The following is an 18351-nucleotide window of genomic DNA, read 5'->3' as shown; positions in this document are numbered from 1 at the left end:
TCGGTGGCACTTTCGCCCACCTGAAGGAGCAACAGATGAGCAATAAAATCGTTTTGATTACCGGCGCCAGCCGCGGTCTTGGCAAAAACGGCGCGTTAAAACTGGCACAGGCTGGCTTTGATTTGATCCTGACTTATCAACACAATGCACTGGAAGCTGAGCAAGTGGCGGAACAGGCACGGGAATTAGGCCAGCGTGCCGTGGCGCTGCAACTGGATTTAGCGGCCCCGGATACGCTGCCCGATTTTGTCCGCTGCCTCAGTGAAACCCTGCAGTCGCGTTGGAATGGCCGCACACTGGACGCGCTGATCCACAATGCCGGCATCGGCGTCCATACGCCTTTTACCGAGACCAGCATGGCGCAGTTTGATCAGCTGCTGAACATCCATGTTAAAGGGCCGTATTTCCTGACCCAGCAGCTGTTGCCGCTGTTGGCCGATAACGCCCGCATTTTGCAGTTGTCGACCGGCCTGACCCGTTTTGCCATCCCGGGTTACAGCGCTTATGCGATGATGAAAGGCGCAGTGGAAACTATGACCTTGTATCTGGCGAAAGAACTGGCGCCGCGTGGCATCCGCGTCAATGTGCTGGCCCCAGGGGCAATCGAAACCGATTTTGGTGGCGGCGCCGTGCGGGACAATCAGGCGATTAACCAATATCTGGCAGCCAACACGGCACTCGGCCGTGTCGGTCAGCCGGATGATATAGGCGCTGTGATGCGGTTGTTACTCAGTGACGACGCTGGCTGGATCACCGCGCAGCGCATCGAAGCCTCCGGTGGTATGTTCCTCTGAGTTGGTAGTTATCTGTGCTGTCGCATTGGCCGATCTTTGCTGATTAATCAGCAACAACAATTCGGCCGTTGCGGCAGCATCGGCGAACGCGCGGTGGTGCTGCGTCAATTCGATACCAAAATGCGCCGTCAGATTGCCGAGGCTATAGGAGGCTAAGCCGGGGAAATAACGCCGGCTCTCCACCACAGTACAAAGCTGCGGTAACTGCAGCGTATAACCGCAGCGGGCAAATTCGGCGCGGATAAAACCATAATCAAAGCGCACATTGTGCGCGACAAAAATACAGCCCTGCAGCAACTGCCACAGTTCAGCGGCGATGTCACTGAAACCTGGCGCTGTTGCCACCATGCGATCGGTGATGCCGGTGAGCTTACTAATAAAAGACGGAATGCGCCGCTGCGGGTTAATCAGCGTCGAATAACGCGCAATTTCACGGCCATATTGCAGTTTGACCAAACCAATTTCGGTCACCCGATCATTGCCAGCCGTGCCGCCGGTGGTTTCGACGTCGACCACGGCATAAATCCGCGCCGGATCCAGCACCCACTGCACCCGCTCCAGCCGCAGCGCAAAGCCAAGGTCGCGCAGGCTATAGAGCCGGCTTAACTGATTGCGCCGCACACTGTCGCCCGGGGCTTTGATTTCAATAAACTGCAGATCCTGCACTTGCCCGTTATTTTCACTGTCGCAGTCACGCCACAGCATTAAATCCGGATAACCACTGCTATGACGGCGAAAATCCAACGCCATTTTGCGTAGTACCGCAGCCAGAGCGCCGGCCGGCGCCCCCTGAACCAGCGCCAGCAGCGGCCGCGTCAATTCCGGATACCAGCTGAAAATTGCGTTCTGTTTGCCATAATGGCGCGTACTTTGCGCCAGCAAATAACGGCAAGCCGCGGCTTTGTCGTCCAGTAGCTTCAGCTGCGCCTCAATAGCCACACCATGGCGCTGATAAAACAGCGGCGTGGTTAGATCACGCGGCCGGCGTTCAAATTCGTTGTAAATACTGCTGTCGGGCGCTTCAAATAACTGCGGCCACAGCAACAAGCCAAACAGAGCCAGCCACAGGTTGTTTTCCAGATGTTCAGCCTGATAACCCTGCTGCCGGTAATAAAACAAGGCACCTTGCTCCGGTGCATTGGCCCAGAGTTCGTCCAGCGCTAATACAGCCGCTTGCTGCAGCAGATGTGTGGTTGCGGTGATACGGCTTTGCTTGAATACGCGGCGGCTGAAATCCAGCGCCAGATAATATTCTTCGTCGCAACAAGGTTCGGTTTGCATTTGCGCCAGCAACGCCTTGAGCTCGTCGCGCCGGCCCAGCTTGTGATACAGCCGCATCAGGCGTTCCGACGCCGGATAGCCGCCACCGGCCAGATACCAGTGAATGGCGGTATCGACCTGGCCGAGCCGCTCCGCCTGACGGCCCAAGGCTTCACAGAGTTTCTCCCGCGCCAGTTCAGTGCGCTCATCCAGCGGTTCCGGCCATAATGCTGACTGCGCCTGCCATTGCTGTAATTGCTCAGGGCTCAGCACACTGTTTTTGCGTGGCAGCGCCTCGCGCAGTGCGGCTTTTAATTGAGCATAGGCATAAGCCGCCTGCGCGGTGGCCACATCAAGAAAGCGCGCCTGATACAGCGGTTCGCTGCGATCCGCGGCTCCCGCAGGTGCGGTACCGGCCTGGGCTTCAGTGCGCAGGCCACCGGTTGCCATCACGCCTAAATCGCGCAGCGTAAAAGCGGACAAATCGGTTTCAATCCGGCCAAAAAACAAAAACAATAAATACTGCAAGGCGTCGGTCTGACGCAGCGCCAGCCAGTCGCCACTTTGTGCCAGTAACGCGGGTTGCAGTAACGCGGCATCTGTCACTGCTTGTTGCAAGGTTGCTTTATCAGCAGATTTTTTCGGCAATTGCAGCAGTTGGTTCTGGGCCAGCCCCAGCTGCAACAGGTCCCACAGCTGTTGTTTATTGGCTTTCAGTAACCAATTGGCGAGATCGGCATCTTGTTCCGGCCGCGCGGCAAAACCACTTTGCAGCAACAGCGTTGCGGCCGCCGGCTGATCGCTGATTTCGGCATACTGCAGGTCCGCCAGGGCAAACACAGTGCCTTTGCGGCTGAACATCCGCAGCCACAAGCGCCGCGCGTCCGGCGACAAAGCACGATAATCGCCAATAAATTGCAGCTCCACCGGCCCCAACAGCCCGGCATATTGCGCTTCCACGCGTGCCAGAAACTCAGCGAAATGCTGCAGATAATAATCCGGGGGTAATACAACAGGCGCAGGCATCAGCAAGTCCGGTCAGAAAAAAGCTTGTCTTACTGTAGCAAAATAAATACTGGATAAACAAACAGCATTTTAGTCCAAAAATCTTCATCTCCATCGAGAATCGTTTTCGCATGGTTCGCCATCGTTATCACCATCCATTTTGGTATTAGGGCAATTGGCGATAAAAAACTCAGCTTCTTCAAGAGTTTTCATCTGACTACAATACTGCCGGCCATCACAGGCAAAACTCTGCGTTGCCTGCTGTGAACTGGTATCTGACCATCGCGGATCTTCATTCAATGCTGCAGGCGTTGCAGCAACAGTCACCTCTGGTGGCGCTGTGCTAACAGCGACAGATTGGTGACCACGCCACCACTGCCAAATCCCAATCAAAATAACCAGAACCAAGAGTTTATTCAGCATTTCAAAGTTCCTTTTATCGTCACAGTCAGCTCTCTTTATGCAACATTTACCCAATCCTGACAATTCTCCCCGTTGATTTTTTCACCGCCATTAATTAGAATGAACGTTCACTCTAATTTGGAGATCTTTCTGATGCAGCCTATTCGTCGTCACCAACCTCTGCTGCAAAGCACTTTCACCCTGCTTGCCAGCGCCTTGTTTTTAACAGCCTGTGGCCAGCAAGCCCCTGCCACACAAGGCGCAGGCCCTGCAGCTCCGCAAGTAGGCGTTGTTACCCTGCAACCGCAGGATGTCACCTTAAGCCGTGAATTACCGGGCCGGGTGCAGGCCGCGCAGATCGCTGAGATCCGGCCGCAAGTCAGTGGCATCGTACAGGCGCGCCATTTTACCGAAGGCAGCCGGGTTGAAGCCGGCGCCACTTTGTATCAAATCGACCCGGCGCCTTTTACTGCGGCGTTGTTAAGCGCACAAGCGGCCGAAGCCAGGGCCAAAGCCAATATCGCCAGCACGCAGGCCAAAGCTGAACGTTATCGCGAACTGCTGAAAATCAAAGCGGTCAGCCGGCAGGATTTTGATGAAGCCGAAGCGGCTTTTTTACAGGCCAAAGCCGATTTACAAAGTGCTAAAGCCCAGGTCAGCACGGCACAAATCAATCTGAATTACAGCAAAGTGCTGGCCCCTATTGCTGGTCAGATCGGTAAATCGACGGTGACCACCGGCGCTTTGGTCAGTAGCGGCCAAAACCAGGCACTGGCCACAATCACACAATTAGACCCGGTGTTTATCGACCTGACGCAGTCCAGCAGTGAATTGCTGGCGCTGAAACAAGCACTGGCGAAGGGCGCTATCGGCCAGGCGGCCAGCCAGACCGAAGTCAGCCTGAAACTGGAAGATGGTTCCGTCTATCCGCACAAAGGTACCCTGCAATTTGCCGAAGTGACGGTGAACCCGGATACCGGCTCTGTCACTTTGCGCGCCAGCTTCCCGAATCCTGACCAGCTGCTGCTGCCGGGCATGTATGTCCGCGCCACGGTGCAGGAAGGTCAGCAGGCGAACGCCATGCTGGTGCCGCAACGCGGCGTCAGCCGCAACGCCAAAGGTGAAGCCACCGCGCTGGTTGTCAGCAAGGACGGCAAAGTGGAGCCGCGCCTGCTGCAAACCCACCGCACCGTCGGCAGTAATTGGTTAGTCACCGCCGGTTTACAGGCGGGCGACCAACTGATTGTTGAAGGTCTGCAAAAAATCCGCCCCGGCGCTGTGGTACAGGCGGTACCGGCGACCTCCACTGAAGTCCCTTCTTCTGCAGCGCCTTCCCCTGCAGTCAATGCCAGCAAAGGTTCTGCCCCGGCAGTACCGGCTGCGGCCCGTTAAGCGAGGTTCCTGATGTCGCATTTTTTCATCAACAGACCGATTTTTGCCTGGGCGCTGGCGATCATGGTGATGCTGGCCGGTGTGCTGGCGATCCGTGCCCTGCCCGTGGCCCAGTATCCATCGATTGCGCCGCCGGCCATTAGTGTCAGCGCCAGTTATCCCGGTGCTTCCGCACGCACGCTGGAAGATACCGTCACGCAAGTGATCGAACAGAAAATGAAAGGATTGGACGGCCTGATGTATATGTCGTCCACCTCGGAGTCGAGTGGCCAGGTTACGTTGACGCTGACATTTAATGCGGAAACCGATCCGGATATCGCCCAGGTCCAGGTGCAGAATAAACTGGCACTGGCGACGCCATTGTTGCCGCAGGAAGTGCAGCGCCAGGGCGTCACCGTGGCCAAATCAGCCCGTAACTTTCTGATGGTGGTCGGTTTTGTTTCCGAAGACGGCAGCATGACCAACATCGATATCGGCGATTATGTTGCATCGAATGTGCAGGACATTATTTCGCGCGTCGAAGGTGTCGGCGAAGTCCAATTATTCGGTTCGCAATATGCAATGCGCATTTGGTTGGACCCGGCCAAGCTGCAGAATTTCAAGCTGACGCCGGCCGATATCAGCGCAGCCATTGTGGCGCAAAACGCTCAGGTGTCGGCAGGTCAGATTGGTGGTTTACCAGCGATGCAGGGCCAGCAACTGAATGCGACCGTGACGGCACAAAGCCGGCTACAAACGCCGGAACAGTTCCGCAATATTCTGCTGAAAAGCGCTTCCGATGGCAGCGTGGTGCGGCTCAGTGATGTCGCAACGGTCGAGCTCGGCGGTGAAACCTACAACGTCGTCGCCCGCTACAACGGCAAACCTGCCTCAGGTATCGGCATTAAACTGGCGAGTGGCGCCAACGCGCTGAATACCGCCGACGGCGTCAAACAGGCGCTGGCCGATTTAACGCCATTTTTCCCGGCCGGCCTCAAAGCGGTGGTGCCTTACGACACCACACCTTTTGTCGCGCTGTCGATCGAAAAAGTCGTGCATACGCTGATTGAAGCCGTAGTGCTGGTGTTCTTAGTGATGTATCTGTTTTTACAGAACTTCCGCGCCACGCTGATCCCGACTATTGCCGTGCCTGTGGTGTTGCTCGGTACTTTTGCCATCCTGTATGCCTTTGGTTATTCGATTAACACGCTGACGATGTTTGCCATGGTGCTGGCGATTGGTTTGCTGGTCGACGATGCCATCGTCGTGGTGGAAAACGTCGAGCGCGTGATGACCGAAGAGAAATTGTCGGCGCTGGAAGCAACGCGCAAATCGATGGATGAAATCAAAGGCGCACTGGTCGGCATCGCCATGGTGCTGTCAGCCGTTTTTGTGCCGATGGCTTTTTTCGGTGGTTCGACCGGGGTGATTTACCGGCAGTTTTCCATCACGCTGGTGTCCGCGATGGCCTTGTCGGTGCTGGTCGCCCTGGTGTTAACGCCGGCGCTGTGTGCCACTTTGTTAAAACCCAGCCATGTGCATCAGCCGGGATCGCTGGCCGGACGCTTCTTTGGCGGCTTTAACCGTGGTTTTGATAAAACCAATCAGGGCACGCAGAGCTTGGTCGCCAAAATGATTGCGCAAAGTAAAAGATACCTGCTGGTGTATGGCCTGATTTTTGGTGGCCTGATCTACATCTTCAGTCAGTTACCCTCAGCGTTTTTACCGGACGAAGACCAAGGCATTTTGTTTAATCAGGTCGTGTTGCCGGCAGGCAGCACCACAGAACAAACGCTGGGTGTGGTCAAAAAAATGGAGCAACACTTTCTGGTCGATCAACAGGAAGCAGTCAAATCCATTTTCACTGTGGCCGGTTTTAGTTTTGCCGGCTCCGGCCAAAATGCGGCCATTGGCTTTGTGAACCTGAAGCACTGGGATGAGCGGCAAAGACCGGACCTGAGTGTCGGCGCCGTCGCCGGGAAGGCGATGGGCTATTTCTCCACCATTAAAGAAGCTTTTGTATTTGCCTTCCCGCCGCCAGCGGTGGTGGAACTTGGCACTGCCAATGGCTTTAACATCTATCTGCAGGACAGAGCCGGCCTTGGTCACGACCAGCTGCTGCAGGCGCGTAATATGTTGCTCGGCATGGCCGCCAAAAGCCCGGTGCTGGCAGGCGTACGCCCCAATGGTCAGGAAGATACACCGGAGCTGAAACTCGATATTGATTTAGCCAAAGCCGAGGCGCTCGGGATCAGCCAGGCCAACATCAACAGCACGCTCGCCACTGCCTGGGGCAGCAGCTACGTCAATGATTTTATTGACCGCGGCCGGGTGAAAAAAGTCTTCCTGCAAGGCGCAGCCGACAGCCGGATGGCACCGGAAGACCTGAATAAATGGTATGTCCGCAATACCAAAGGCGACATGGTGCCATTCGCCGCCTTTGCCAGCAGCCACTGGAGCTACGGCTCGCCGCGGCTGGAACGCTACAACGGCTTCTCTGCGATGGAAATTCAGGGCGCTGCAGCACCGGGTTACAGCACAGGTCAGGCAATGGAAGAAATGGAACAGCTGGTAAAACAGCTGCCACCCGGTGTTGGTTTTGAATGGACCGGCATTTCTTATCAGGAACGGTTAAGTGGTGGCCAGGCGCCGCTGCTGTATGCGCTGTCGTTGCTGGTGGTATTCCTCTGTCTGGCGGCGCTGTATGAGAGCTGGTCAGTTCCTGCCGCCGTCATGATGATTGTGCCGCTTGGCGTGTTTGGTGCGGCATTGGCTGCGCTGGTCGGCCAGCTGTCCAACGACATCTACCTGCAGGTCGGTTTGCTCACCACTATTGGTCTGGCGTCGAAAAACGCCATCCTGATCGTCGAATTTGCTATCGCCCGGATGGAACAAGGTCTGGGGCTGGTCGACGCCGCGATTGAAGCGGTGCGGTTACGGCTGCGGCCGATCCTGATGACGTCGATGGCCTTTATCTGTGGCGTATTGCCGCTGGCGATTGCCTCGAGCGCAGGCTCTGGCGCGCAAAACGCGCTCGGCATCTCGGTGATTGGCGGCACTTTAGCCTCCAGTATTCTGGCTGTGGTGTTTGTTCCGCTGTTTTTTGTGGGGGTGCGCCGGGTGTTCCCGGCCAAGCCTGCCGCTGATACCCAGAGTTAAGGAGTTTTAGATGTTGATGCAATCAAAACCAACAGGCAGTACCCGCAGGTTCCGCCTGCAGCTACTCAGCGTGCTGACCGCCAGTGCGCTGACCGGCTGTTCTTTAGCACCGGATTTACCGGCAACTCCTGCAGCAGTGCCGACTCAGTATGCGCAAGCACCACTCGAAACTCAGCACACAGCAGTACCAACCTGGCAGGCATTTTTTCAGGATCCGCGACTGCAGCAGCTGCTCACGCAGGCGCTCAAGCAAAACCAGGACCTGCGTCTGGCCGTGCTGAATGTCGACCGCGTGCGGTCGTTGTACCAAATCAGCGACAGCAACCGGTATCCGGCACTGGATTTATCCGCCAGTCAAAGCCGGCAACGGTTGCCGGCAGATCTAAGCCAAAACGGGGGCCAAAACGGCAGCGCATCGATTCAGCAGCAAGCCAGTGTCACGGTTGGCAGCAGCTGGGAGCTGGATCTGTTCGGCAAAGTGCGGAATCAATCCGAGCAGGCGCTGCAACAACTGTTTGCCAGCGAAGCGGCGCAGCGGGCCGCAACCGTCAGTTTGCTGTCTGAAGTGGCCGGCAGCTGGTATAGCTATGCCAGCAATCTGCAATTGCTGACGCTGGCCCAGCATAGTGCTGCCAGTTATCAGCAGAGCCTGCAGTTGACCGAGCGCAAAGTTGCGCTCGGTGCGGCGTCCGAGCTGACGCTGAGCCAGCAGCAAAGCCTGCTGGCAATCAGCCAGGCCGATATGGCGCGCTATCAGCGTTTGCTGCAGCGCGATCTGAATGCATTGCAGTTGTTGCTGGGCCAGCCGCAAGCTGATCTCAGTGCTTTATTGCCAACAGCACAAGACCAGCTGACGCTGCCGGAACTCGCCGCCGGTAGCCCGTCGCTGCTGCTGACTCAAAGGCCGGATCTTCAGCAGGCTGAACACCTCCTCAAAGCAGCCAACGCCAATATCGGTGTGGCGCGGGCGGCGTTTTTCCCGTCGATCAGCCTGACCGCAAATGCCGGCACCGCCTCCAATGAACTCAGTGGGTTGTTTGCCGGTGGTAGTGGCAGCTGGAGCTTTGTGCCGAACATCAGCCTGCCGATTTTTAATATGGGCCGCACCCAGGCTAACTTGCAGCTGGCCGAAACAGACCGTACTATCGCGCTCGAAACTTATCAGCAGAAGATCCTGCAGGCATTTCGGGATGTGTCTGACCAGCTGGCCGACAAAGCCGGTTATCAGGCGCAGTTAAGCGCGCTGCAAACGCTGGAACACAGCAGTTTTCGCAGCAAACAGCTCAGTCAGGCCCGTTTTGACGCAGGTGCCGACAGCTATCTGCAGCTGCTGGATGCCGAGCGCAGCTGGTATAGTGCACGGCAACAGCTGACCAGTGCCCGTCTGAGTTATCAACAAGCCCAACTCGGCTTGTATAAAGCACTCGGCGGTGGCTGGCAAAGCACGAATGCAAAGGCTGTAACGCAGTAACCCCACAAGCGGAGGAAGCAAAATGAATACAAAAACCAGACGGCAAGATCCATTGCTGGCGCAAAGCCGGCGTTTGCAGGTGCTGGACGCGGCTTCAGATTGCTTCCGCCGCCGCGGCTACCATGGCGCCGGCATGGCCGAAATTTCCAAAACCGCCGGCATGAGCCCGGGCCATATCTACAACTATTTCGACAGCAAAGACGCCATCATCGATGCCATTATTGCGCGTGATATGGAAGAGATGTTTTCGGTATTCGACGGTTTTTTACAGGCCGAAGGTCCCTTGCTGGACGTGATGCTCGATGGCTGTGAAAACGGTGTCGACAAACATCTGGACGTAGAAAAAGGCGCGTTAAAACTGGAAATGATTTCGGAAGCGGCGCGTAATGACAAGGTCGCCGTATCGTTGCAAGCGTCAGACGTTGAAGCCCGCCGGCTGATGAAACAACTGCTGCGCCGTGACGGCAGCCTGGTTCGTGACCTGCCGGAAGCGGAACTCGACAGCCGGATCAGCGTGATGTTTGCGCTGTTTGGCGGCCTGATGATCCGCCGGGTGCTGAATCCGCAACTGGACCGAGATACTGTGTTGATTGCGTTAAAACCGGTGATCCGTACTTTATTGACACCGTTTTAAAACGCACAGCGTAATAAGAAGCTCCAGACTTTCAGTGTTCCGCCAGCAACACTTCCTGCTCTAAAAAACGTTTGCGCTGCAAAAACGCCTGCGCCAGACCATACAGCTGATGTTGATCGGCCAGGTCCACCGCGCGTTGCAGCTGTGCAGCCGTTTTGGGCTCGGCGCGAAAACCGTCCAGCCACTGCGTTAAATCAGGTGGCACGACAAACTGTATTTTGCGGCCATAACGTTTTTGCAGATGGTCAAACACTTCCAAACCGGCGCTGTCAAAATCAAAGGCGCAATAAACCTGCTGATATTGCTCCAGCAATGGGCTTAACAACGCCGAACCGATACGGGACCCGGCCGCAAGCGCCACATCACAGTGGGTCAGCGCAAAAGACTGCGCCAACATCTGGCTACAGAGCGTCAGCACTTGTGGGTAGCGGAAGAAATTTTCTTCATTTTCAATCAGTAACAAGGTTGGTTTTGGCTCGAAGCCTAGGCTCAGCTGTGGCTGCCCATCGCCTGCAGTGCTGCCGGTGGCCAGCACCAGATCCGGCCTTGGGCCGGCACAAGCAGCGTGATACAACAGTAAATAACAATGGGACGTCTGCACCCGGTGTGAGTCGCCCTGCAAACTGGCTGTGACGCGATCCGCCGGTGTACCGGCGCTTTGCAGCAGGGCCTGAAACAACGCGGCATCGGCAATACTGACCTGCCACTTGCCGGCGCCGCTGGCTTTGACTTTAAACAGCTCAGTGCGGCGCTGATAAAACGCCGGCGGCAATAATGCCAGCAGTTTCTGATAATTAACCGCTTTACCCTGCTGCACATTTTGCAGATATTTCAATAACATCAGGGATTCTCCGTTGCCAGCAACTGCGCTACCGCGCGCTGCCAGCCGGCCAGTAGTTCTGCGCGTTGACCAGCGCTTAAATTCGGATAAAACCAGGATTCAGCCCGCACCAGTTCTGGCAAAGCGTCTAAATCGGCATACCAACCAAGCTGAATACCGGCCAGCAAAGCCACACCAAAAGCGGTGGTTTCGGTCTGTAACGGCCGCATCACATTGATATCTAACACGTTTGCCAGAAACTGACAGAACCAGCTGTTATTCACCATGCCACCATCCACCTGCAGGCTTAACAAAGCAGCACCATCAGCACGCATGGCCTGTAATAAATCAGCGGTCTGATAGGCCACAGCTTCCAGCACGGCACGGGCCAGCTGGGCTTTGCCGGTACCGAGCGTTAAGCCGGACCACTGCGCCTTCAACTCTGGCCGCCAGTACGGCGCGCCAAGGCCGGTAAAGGCCGGCACCAGATAAACACCGCCATTGTCGGTCAGGCTGGCCGCCAGCGTTTCCGTTTCTGCCGCGTCCTTGATCAGACCAAGTTGATCACGCAGCCATTTCACTGCGGCGCCGGCGACAAAAATTGAGCCTTCCAGGGCATATTGCGTCTGGCCCTGCACGGTGCAGGCCACAGTACTGAGCAGTTGATGTTTGGACTGCAGTAAATGTTCACCAGTGTTCAACAATGCAAAACAGCCGGTGCCATAGGTACTTTTTAAGCCACCAGCCCGCACACAACCCTGACCGATCGCCGCCGCCTGCTGATCACCAGCCAGCGCGACAATGGGCAGTTCGCGGCCAAACCAATGCGCGTCGGTGCGGCCATAATCGTCGGCACTTTGCCGCACTTGCGGCAGAATTTGCGCCGGAATATCAAACAACTCCAGCAATTCAGCATCCCATTGCAACTGCTGAATGCCAAACAACAAGGTGCGGCTGGCATTGGTGGTATCCGTGGCATGCACCCGGCCGCGCGTCAGCCGCCACAGGATAAAACTGTCAACAGTGCCAAACGCCAGCTCGCCCTGCTCTGCGGCCAGACGCAGCGCCGGCTCCTGCAGTAACCAGTTCAGCTTGGATGCAGAGAAATAAGGGTCCAGACACAAACCGGTGCGGCTACTCACCCAGGCCTGATGACCACGTTGTTGCAGCATCTGACAATATTGCAGCGTGCGCCGGTCTTGCCAGACAATCGCCGGCGCCACCACATCGCCACTGTCACGGCGCCACAACAAGGTCGTTTCACGTTGATTGGTGATGCCAATGCCGCAGACTTTCAGTTGCAAGCTGTCGGCCTGCGCCAGTACTTCGCGACAAACGGTCAATATCGATAGCCACAGCGCTTCGGCATCCTGTTCAACCCAGCCGCTTTGCGGATAATCGCAGGCCAGTTCCTGCTGGGCTTGCGCCCGCACCACGCCATTGCGGTCAAACAACATGGCACGGCTGGATGAGGTGCCTTGATCTATCGCCAGGATCACGTCCTGCGTTGATGTGCCGTCAGTCACTGTTTTCACTCCTTATGTCAGAAGGTTTGCCCCAATGACAAATAAAACCGGTAAGGCTGCTCGGCCGAGTTAGAGTCAGCCTGACCATAACCCAGATACAGCGGCCCAAATGGGCTGTCCCAGCCGGCGAAAATACTGCCGGCCCAAATCCAGTCGTCTACCTGCACATCGCGAACAGCGCTAAACCGCGACTGCCGCACCAGCCCGCGCTCCAGCGACGTGCCCAGATAAAATGGCGCTTTAAACAAACTGAGCCGCGACTCCGGCCACTGATACTGATACACCAGGCTGGCAAACTGTATTTCGGAGCCGAACAAAAAGTTCTTCGGATAACCCGACAGATTCAGCAAGCCACCCAGCGAAAACTGGTCCAGCTCGACCAGATTATTCGGCCCATCAACCCGGTCAAACCGCAGCCGGCCACGTAAAATATGCGACTGCCACTGGCGCGCCGCCTGCGCCTGCAAGCCATACAACTGGCTTTGACTGCGCACCGACAGGTATTCGTCATTCAGTCGCTGCCAGTTGGCGTCAACCCGTACACCACGACTGGGGAAACTGCGGCTGTTCAGCGTGTCATAACTCATTTGCATATTGGTGCCGCGCCGCAAATACGGCAGGCGATCAAACGGCAGTTGCTGCGCCAGAATCGCGGGCAGACGGAAACGACCGTCCCGACGCTGTAGTCCAACCGAGATCTGCAGCGGATCGACCGGTTCCCAGCCCACTGCGGCGCGTAAAGTCAGCTCGCGCTGATTTAATTCGCCGCCGGAGCGGCCGGCATCATCTTCCAGACTGAATACAGTGCGGCTCTGATCAACCTTTAACTCGCCATAAAAACCGGACAATCCCAGCGGCCAATACAAAGTACTGGCCAACTGCTTGTCAGTGCCCAGCGCCACAACGTTTTCCAGTTCAGCGCCATAGGCCGACAAACCGGTCCACAGATGGGACGCTGCCAGCTGATAGTTGTGGGTATTTTCAAAATCATCTTCCAGCGCAAACCGGAAGTTCAGATAAGCGGGCCCCCAGCTTTTGGCTTCTGCTTTTAACAGCAGCCGTTGTTTACCTTCAGCATCCTGCTGCAAAGTGCTGCTGACGCGTTCCAGCATATCCAGGCCGTAAATACGCCGGACGCCTTGTTGCAACGTCTGTAACGACACCGGTTGCTGCAACGGCAGATTTAAGCGCTGCAACAGCAACTGGTCATCCAGCGCAGTGTGATTTTCCAGCGCAACGCCCGTCAGTTCGATCTGTTGTGGTTTGCTGACACGCTGCTGTTGCCAGGCCGCATACAAGGCCGGCTGGCTCAGGCGGCCAAGTGCGGTACGGGCCGCCGTGACCGCAACCTGCCCGGCTGCGATGGCCTGCGGCATTTTATCAAAATCCAGCGTGCCCACTGTTTTCAGCTGCGGCTGGATCAGCACATCGGCGGGCCCCAATAATGCCAGCTGCCGGCTGACCGCTTCTGCCACCAGAAAGTTGGTCAGTTGTTCAGTGATCGCCATCGCGCTGTTTAATTCGCTGCCAGCCAGCAATGGCGAGTCAATCGACACTGCAATGACGTGCTGGGCTCCTAACGCCTTGGCCACACTGATCGGCAAATTGTTAGCCACGCCACCATCGACCAACAGGTGATTTTGCAACATCATCGGCCGCACTACACCAGGAATGGACATCGACGCCTGGACCGCATGCAGCAGATTGCCATGACTCAGCACCACCGCTTCACGATTGGTCAAATCGGTGGCAACGGCACGAAACGGCACTGCCAGCTGATCAAAACTGCTGAGCTCAGGTGCCAGGCCGTACGCACGCTGCAACAATCCCGCCATGGCCTGACCATGCAGCACGCCTTTGGGCACACGTAAACCTTCCGGGCCAACGCCTATATCCAGGTTGATCGGAAATTGATCGCGTTGATCTTTGCGCCGCGCCGGCACTTCATCCCGATCCACCCGGTCACGGAAACCATCACTCCACGGCAGCTCTAACAACAGTTTTTCAATCTCGGCCGGGGATTTACCCTGCGCATACAAGCCACCGACAAAAGCGCCGATGCTGGTGCCGACAATCAAATCTACCGGGATTTGCTGCGCTTCGAGCTGGCGTAACACAGCCAGATGGGCACCGCCACGAGCGCCACCACCGCCGAGTACCAGAGCCACGCAAGGCCGGTGTTGCACCCGGGCACAGGGACTGTCAGCCGGTTGTTTAACCGAATGTTCAGCCTCAGCAACCTGGTGTGCCAGCAACATCACTCCGAACACAAACCAGCGGACTGGGAACATCGGCCTTTTCTCCTGTTGCTGTTATACCAATACAAGCTATTGATAAAAACTAGGATTTAAAACATCTGCGTTAAAAATCTGCTGAGCAGTGTAAATAAATTTTTCAAAATTTTCCTGTTCTCAGATCAACAGCTTAGCTTAAAAATGTGTCAGGTTACTTTACAGTTGCTGTAATGTTTTCTGAAAAACTTAATAAGCCTTTATTGAAATTGTCACAAAGGTCATTTAACGTACAAGCCCCTGGTCGGAGCACATGCAGAATAATAGCCGTCCAGCCGCTCAGACCCTGCGCAGGGTCCGGGACATTCAACCAAAGCTCTTACAAACGGACGTCATCATGAAACTGAATATGTTGTTGCTGGCAATGCTGCTGGCCCCGGCTGTGCATGCAGAACCCTTTATCTCTGAGTATGTCGAAGGCTCGTCAAACAATAAAGCACTGGAAATATACAATCCGGCCGATGTCGCACTGGATCTGACTGGTTATTCCATCAAAGTGTTTTCCAACGGCGCCACCACTGCCGGCAAAACTGTCCCGCTCAGCGGCACTCTGGCCGCCAAAAGCACGCTGGTATTAACTGATACCGCCTCTGCCGCGGCACTGGCTGCCAAAAGCAATATGACGTTCGGCACCAGCAACTTTAACGGTGACGATGCCATCGCCTTATATAAAGGCGCTGATTTAATTGATGTCTTTGGTCAGATTGGCATGGATCCAGGCACCTCATGGGGCAGCAATAACAATTTCACCCACGACCGCACTTTAGTGCGGAAAAGCAGTGTTGTGCAGGGCGACGCCAATGGCAGTGATGCGTTTGATCCCAGCTTAGAATGGGATTTTTACGCCAAAGACGAATTCAGTAATCTGGGCAGCCATAGTGGATCAGGCAATGGCGGCGGTGATGGCGGCGGTGTGGTAGTCCCACCAGTCGGTCCGGTCATTGGTAACTGTGGTGACAGCGCGACGTTAATCAGTGCCGTGCAAGGTGCTGGTGCTGCATCACCAGAAGCAGGTAAAACAGTAGTGGTAGAGGCTGTCGTCAGCCGGGTCACTGCGTTTGCTACCGGCTTCTATATTCAGGAAGAAACCAGCGATTCTGACAACAACCCGGCCACTTCTGAAGCTATTTTCGTATACAACGATGCAGCAGCAGATTATCCGGCAGTTGGTGATAAAGTCCGGGTCCTCGGCAAAGTCGAAGAGTATTTCACCAAAACCCAAATTCGCCGCACTGGCCTGGCTGCCTGTGGCACTGCCACTCCGGTGCAACCTGTTAGCGTGACGCTGCCGGTGAACAGCCTGAATCAGTGGGAAAGCCTGGAAAGTATGCAGGTGACCTTCCCGCAACAGCTGGTCGTTGCCGATCACTATAACCTTGGCACTTACGGCGAGCTGACACTGGCACCACAACGCCTGTTCACACCAACCAACCAATTCCGCCCGGGTACAGCTGAAGCGGTGGCCTTGGCGTCACAAAACAGCCGCAGCAAAATCGTGCTGGATGACCTCGTCAATGGGAAAAACCCGGCCAATATCATATATCCTGCACCGGGCCTGAATATGAACAACCCGGTCCGTGTCGGTGATGCTGTCAATGCCAACTTAAGCGGGATCCTGGACTATAGCTTCAGCGCCTGGCGTTTACTGCCTGCCGGTACTGTGCAATTCACCGCCAACAACCTGCGCGAAGAACAACCAGTCATGCGTAACCTTGGCAACCTGAAGGTAACCAGCGCGAACGTGTTGAACTACTTCAACGGTGATGGCCAGGGCGGTGGTTTCCCAACCTCACGCGGCGCATCAACAGCCGTTGAATTTGAACGTCAGGCCGACAAAATTGTCGCGGCGTTAAGCGCAATCAACGCCGATGTGGTCGGTTTGATGGAAATTGAAAACGACGGCTATGGCAGCACCAGCGCTATCGTCGATTTAGTCAGCCGGCTGAATCAGCGTCTCGGCGCCGGTACTTACCAGTTTGTGCAGGTTCCTGGCAGCACTGAACTTGGCACTGATCAAATCAGCGTCGGTATGTTGTATAAACCAGCCAAAGTGACGCCGCTTGGTAATGCCGTCACCACCAGCGCCGGCGTATTTGGCTTTGGTAACCGCCAGCCACTGGTCCAAAGCTTCAAACAGAAATCCAACAATGAAGTGTTCACTTTTGCCGTCAACCACTTTAAGTCAAAAGGCAGCTGCCCAAGTGGTTCAAGCAATCCTGACCGTGACTTGAAAGACGGCCAGAGCTGCTGGAATGCTACCCGCGTGCAGGCAGCAACTGAACTGACTGCGTGGCTTGCCACCAATCCAACCGGTTCTGCTGATAAAGACGTGTTGATCATGGGCGACTTAAACGCCTACGCCAAAGAAGATCCAATCCATACGCTGGTCGGCAAAGGCTTTGTCAACCTGGTGGAGAAGTTCCAGGGTAACCGCGGTTATTCTTACCTGTTTGGCGGTGAAAGCGGTTATCTGGACCATGCGTTGGCCAGCTCAGCTTTATCTGCTCAGGTCACTTATGCGATGGAATGGCATATCAATGCCGACGAGACCACGCTGTTTGACTACAACATGGAAGATAAAACGGCGCAGCAACAAGCTGATTTCTATCAACCAACTGCGTTCCGTGGCTCTGACCATGATCCGGTTGTGGTCGAACTGGCACTGAAAGCGTTAAACCCGGCCGATCTGGATAAAGACGGTGACGTCGACAACAACGACATCACTCTGTTTAACAACCTGCTGAAATCAGGTGTAAAACTGGGTCTGGAATACGATTTTAACAAAGACGGCGTGGTGTCAAGCAGTGACGCCCGTGCCATGGCAACGCTGTGTACTTACGCTCGTTGCGCTATCAAATAATTACGAATAAACAGTAGGAATTTTAGATGAAAAAGTTAATTGCATTATTCGCGCTGTGCCTGACTTTCAGCAGCCAGGCCACCGTGATCAAAGTTGAACTGGACAAAGCCCAATACCAGAAAGATGAACTGGTACAGGCGCAAATCCGGGTGCAAGGTTATGAAGATGGCCTGGCTGGTTTTAAACTGGACCTGAGTTACTGGACAACTGCGCTCGGTTTTGAGTCTGTGACTTTTGGCCCGCACTTCTCGCCGTTCGAGCCAAATTTTGGCGACTACAGCCAGAGTGGCAGCAAACTGACCATCAGTGAACTGAACCTGTTTGATTTCGCCTGGGATCTGGCTGCAGTACAAGGCCCGGATTTCACGCTGGCAACTATCACTTTTAAGGCATTAGGTGGTGGTTTGCATAAACTGACTCTGGGCAACGTCGAACTGACTGACGCCTGGGGCAGTATGGTTGACGGTGTCAGTCTGCAAAATGGCCTGGTCAATGTGGCAGGTCCTGCGGTACCGGCTCCTGCAACAGCCCTGTTGCTGTTACCGGCACTGCTGATGCTGGCGCGCCGTCGCGCTTAAGCCTGATAGTTTTCCCAAAAAGCCGGCGCCTTTGCCGGCTTTGTCATTTCTGCTGCCGCTCGTCTGTTTACAGCACCAATCCACCACAGATCTTTGAGTCAGACTTAATTAACTGCTATGGTTGATGCGTTCACCCTTCTGGGTAAAATCAGGTTAATCTGTTGTATCAATTGAATAATC

12 protein-coding genes are annotated in these 18351 nt (G+C 55.3%); 7 read left to right on the top strand and 5 right to left on the bottom strand.

Features of this window, described 5'->3' with window-relative positions; genetic code table 11:
- Window positions 1–35: 35 nt before the first annotated feature.
- Window positions 36–794, top strand: a complete 759-nt coding sequence (locus ATY27_RS06875; protein WP_208932028.1) for an SDR family oxidoreductase — start codon at window positions 36–38, stop codon at window positions 792–794.
- Here the strand turns inward: ATY27_RS06875 and ATY27_RS06870 are convergent.
- A complete protein-coding gene (locus tag ATY27_RS06870) occupies window positions 726–3080 on the bottom strand; it encodes an exonuclease domain-containing protein (RefSeq protein ID WP_208932029.1) in 2355 nt (784 codons plus the stop codon). The two genes, ATY27_RS06875 and ATY27_RS06870, sit on opposite strands and share 69 nt — an antisense overlap.
- 84 nt (window positions 3081–3164) lie before the next feature.
- Complete coding sequence (locus ATY27_RS19830; protein ID WP_244151361.1) at window positions 3165–3482, bottom strand: excalibur calcium-binding domain-containing protein; 318 nt, start codon at window positions 3480–3482, stop codon at window positions 3165–3167.
- A 132-nt stretch (window positions 3483–3614) separates the two neighbouring features.
- Here ATY27_RS19830 and ATY27_RS06860 point away from each other — a divergent pair, with 132 nt between their 5' ends.
- From ATY27_RS06860 to ATY27_RS06845, 4 genes are read left to right on the top strand one after another with little or no spacing between them, the layout of a single operon-like run.
- Window positions 3615–4853, top strand: a complete 1239-nt coding sequence (locus ATY27_RS06860; RefSeq protein ID WP_208932030.1) for an efflux RND transporter periplasmic adaptor subunit — start codon at window positions 3615–3617, stop codon at window positions 4851–4853.
- 12 nt (window positions 4854–4865) lie between these two features.
- Window positions 4866–7991, top strand: a complete 3126-nt coding sequence (locus tag ATY27_RS06855; RefSeq protein ID WP_208932031.1) for an efflux RND transporter permease subunit — start codon at window positions 4866–4868, stop codon at window positions 7989–7991.
- 10 nt (window positions 7992–8001) lie between these two features.
- A complete protein-coding gene (locus tag ATY27_RS06850) occupies window positions 8002–9462 on the top strand; it encodes an efflux transporter outer membrane subunit (protein ID WP_244151362.1) in 1461 nt (486 codons plus the stop codon).
- 22 nt (window positions 9463–9484) lie between these two features.
- A complete protein-coding gene (locus tag ATY27_RS06845) occupies window positions 9485–10096 on the top strand; it encodes a TetR/AcrR family transcriptional regulator (protein ID WP_208932032.1) in 612 nt (203 codons plus the stop codon).
- A 31-nt stretch (window positions 10097–10127) separates the two neighbouring features.
- On the opposite strand, the gene ATY27_RS06840 is transcribed toward ATY27_RS06845, so the two are convergent.
- The 3 genes from ATY27_RS06840 to ATY27_RS06830 are packed head-to-tail and all read right to left on the bottom strand — an operon-like array spanning window position 10128 to window position 14733.
- The gene (locus ATY27_RS06840) at window positions 10128–10937 is read right to left on the bottom strand and encodes a hypothetical protein (protein WP_208932033.1); all 810 of its coding nucleotides are present in this window, start codon (window positions 10935–10937) and stop codon (window positions 10128–10130) included.
- Window positions 10937–12442 carry a glycerol kinase GlpK gene (gene glpK, locus ATY27_RS06835; protein WP_208932034.1) on the bottom strand — a complete coding sequence of 502 codons (1506 nt, stop codon included), beginning with the start codon at window positions 12440–12442 and terminating at the stop codon, window positions 10937–10939. The genes ATY27_RS06840 and glpK overlap by 1 nt, the downstream gene beginning before the upstream one ends.
- Before the next feature lie 17 nt (window positions 12443–12459).
- A complete protein-coding gene (locus ATY27_RS06830) occupies window positions 12460–14733 on the bottom strand; it encodes a patatin-like phospholipase family protein (RefSeq protein WP_208932035.1) in 2274 nt (757 codons plus the stop codon).
- Window positions 14734–15070: 337 nt separating this feature from the next.
- On the opposite strand from ATY27_RS06830, the gene ATY27_RS06825 reads away from it, so the two are divergent.
- Complete coding sequence (locus ATY27_RS06825; RefSeq protein ID WP_208932036.1) at window positions 15071–17593, top strand: ExeM/NucH family extracellular endonuclease; 2523 nt, start codon at window positions 15071–15073, stop codon at window positions 17591–17593.
- Between the two features lie 26 nt (window positions 17594–17619).
- A complete protein-coding gene (locus tag ATY27_RS06820; protein WP_208932037.1) occupies window positions 17620–18171 on the top strand; it encodes a cohesin domain-containing protein in 552 nt (183 codons plus the stop codon).
- The last annotated feature ends 180 nt before the right edge of the window (window positions 18172–18351 follow it).

It is taken from the genome of Rheinheimera sp. F8 (genome assembly GCF_001518915.1).
This window is presented reverse-complemented; position numbering and strand designations above follow the sequence as displayed.